2 protein-coding genes are annotated in these 2,422 nt (G+C 73.0%); one reads left to right on the forward strand and one right to left on the reverse strand.

Going from position 1 to position 2,422, the window contains the following annotated elements; all coding sequences use genetic code 11:
* Window positions 1–171: 171 nt before the first annotated feature.
* Window positions 172–1,608: a homospermidine synthase gene (locus tag DT057_RS34540; protein ID WP_128566504.1), complete on the reverse strand. Its 1,437-nt coding sequence runs from the start codon at window positions 1,606–1,608 to the stop codon at window positions 172–174.
* 328 nt (window positions 1,609–1,936) lie between these two features.
* Between DT057_RS34540 and DT057_RS34545 the strand changes: the two genes are divergently transcribed.
* The gene (locus DT057_RS34545) at window positions 1,937–2,149 is read left to right on the forward strand and encodes a hypothetical protein (RefSeq protein ID WP_128566505.1); all 213 of its coding nucleotides are present in this window, start codon (window positions 1,937–1,939) and stop codon (window positions 2,147–2,149) included.
* Window positions 2,150–2,422: the final 273 nt, after the last annotated feature.

Below are 2,422 nucleotides of genomic sequence, written 5' to 3' on the forward strand. Positions count from 1 at the left end.
ACATCGTGGCTCCTGTCCCTGCGGCGATGCTAGCACCGGGCGGGGAACCGCGACAGTCCGCGACGGCCCTGCGACGGCGCCCCGGGGGCAGGCGCGATGCCGCGCGGGCGCCCTCCGCCCGGGCACACTCCGCGGGCACACTCCGCGCGGGCGCACTCCGCGCGGGCGCTCTCAGGCGGTGTGCACCAGGACGTTGCGGAACTGCCAGGGATCGCTCGGGTCGATGTCCTCGGGGAAGAGCCCGGGACGCCCCGCGAGGGGCGTCCAGTCGGTGTAGACCCCGATTACCGGGCCGAGATAGGGCGTCTGCACCGCGAGGCAGCGCCGGAAGTCCATCTCGTCGGCCTCGACGATGCCGGCCTGCGGGTTCTCCAACGCCCAGACCATGCCGGCGAGCACCGCCGAGGTCACCTGGAGGCCGGTGGCGTTCTGGTAGGGGGCGAGGCGGCGGGTCTCCTCGATGGAGAGCTGGGAGCCGTACCAGTAGGCGTTGCGGCCGTGGCCGTAGAGCAGCACGCCGAGCTCGTCGACGCCGTCGACGATCTCGGTCTCGTCCAGGATGTGGTGCCGCTCCTGCACGCGCCCGGCCTGCCCGAACATCTCGTGCAGGGACAGCACCGCCTCGTTGCAGGGATGGTAGGCGTAGTGGCAGGTGGGCCGGTACGCCGCCCGGCCGCCCTCCCGCACCGTGAAGTAGTCGGCGATCGAGATCGACTCGTTGTGGGTGACGAGGAAGCCGAGCTGCGCCGTGGCGGTCGGCGTCCAGGACCGCACGCGCGTGTCGGCGCCGGGCTGGAGCAGGTAGATCGCCGGGGCCTCGCCGCCCGCGAGGGTGCGGCCGTTCGGGGGCATCCAGGTCTCGTGGGTGCCCCAGCCGAGCTCGGCCGGCTGGTTGCCCTCGGAGACGAAGCCCTCCACCGACCAGGTGTTCACGAACACGCCCTGGGGCTTCTCCGACGTGGCGCGCTGGGTGTCGCGCTCGGCGATGTGGATGCCCTTGACGCCGACCTCGCGCATGAGCGCGGCCCACTCGTCCCGGGTGCGCGGCTCGGGGGTCGTCACGCCGAGGTCCCCCGCCACGTCGAGGAGCGCCTGCTTGACGAACCACGACACCATGCCGGGATTGGCGCCGCAGCACGAGACCGCGGTGGTCCCGCCGGGCTTGCGGCGGCGGGCCTCGAGGACCTGCTCGCGCAGCGCGTAGTTGGTGCGGTCGCCGGGGCCCGCGCTCTTGTCGAAGTAGAAGCCCGGCCACGGCTCGGCGACGGTGTCGATGTAGAGCGCCCCGATCTCGCGGCAGAGCTCCATGATGTCGCGCGAGGAGGTGTCGACCGAGAGGTTGACGCAGAACCCCTGGCCGCCGCCCTCGGTGAGGAGCGGGGTCAGCACCGCGCGGTAATTGTCCTTCGTCAGCGCCACCTGCTCGAAGCGCAGGCCGTGCTTGTCCGCGAGGGCCCGGTGGGCGTCGGAAGGCTCGACGACCGTGAACCGGGCCTTGTCGTAGGTGAAGTGGCGCTCGATCAGGGGCAGGGTGCCCCGGCCGATCGAGCCGAAGCCGATCATCACGATGGGGCCGCTGATGCGGCCGTGGACGGGCCAGTCGGTCATGGCGGGCGGTTGAACTCCGGATCGAGGGGCGGGTGCCGGGCGGGCGCGTCCTGCGCGGCCGGCGGGTCGCGGTCGGCCGGCGCGCCGAGCCCGCCCGCCTAGCAACCCTGGATGACGCGCGGGCGACGGGCTGATTGGCGCCTCGGGCGGCCGGGGTCAACCCGCCGCAAGGCACCGAAAGCTTGAGGATACGTCACCGCGGGCCATGCCGGATGCGCATGGCTCCGGTGCGGCAGCGGAGGTTGAGTGCGCTGCGGGAGCGACCATATTGCAATGCAACAAAAACAACGGAAACGCCCGCGCGCACTCGTTCTCACAGGAGACATCCATGCTCGCGGTCCTCAGTCACTCAGTTCCCGCCCCCGCCGAGGAGCGCTCCGATATGGAGCCCGGCATCCTCACCCTCGTCAGCCGCATCGTGCACGCGGTGCATGCCGCCCAGCGGCGGCGCGACGAGCGCCGGATCGGCGATTTCGTCGAATCCCGCGGTGGGCGCATCACCGACGACCTGGAGCGTCAGATCGGCCAGTACTTCTGCTGATCGGTTCCGGCCTCCTCACACCCCCGTCGACCCCGGGTCCGCGCGAGCGGCGCCCGGGGGGGCGGGGGTTTTTCGTGCGCGCGGACCCTCCGAGGGGCGCCCTGCGGCCTTGAGGGCGCCGGCCCGGGTCCCTGGTGCGACTTCCGCGCCCCGCCGGCGAACCGGCGTCGGCGCGCCGCCTCACGCCGCCAGCGCCGCCGCGCCGCCGTCGTTGACGGCGGCCGCCAGGTCGGCGGGCACCGGCGGGCGGCGGCCGGTCGCCTGGACGAGGCC

It is taken from the genome of Methylobacterium crusticola (assembly GCF_003574465.1).
Classification (GTDB): Bacteria; Pseudomonadota; Alphaproteobacteria; order Rhizobiales; family Beijerinckiaceae; genus Methylobacterium; species Methylobacterium crusticola.

Coding starts and splice junctions, on each gene's coding strand:
- DT057_RS34545 (WP_128566505.1), top strand. CDS start 1,937: ATGCTCGCGGTCCTCAGTCACTCAGTTCCCGCCCCCGCCGAGGAGCGC.
- DT057_RS34540 (WP_128566504.1), bottom strand. CDS start 1,608: ATGACCGACTGGCCCGTCCACGGCCGCATCAGCGGCCCCATCGTGATG.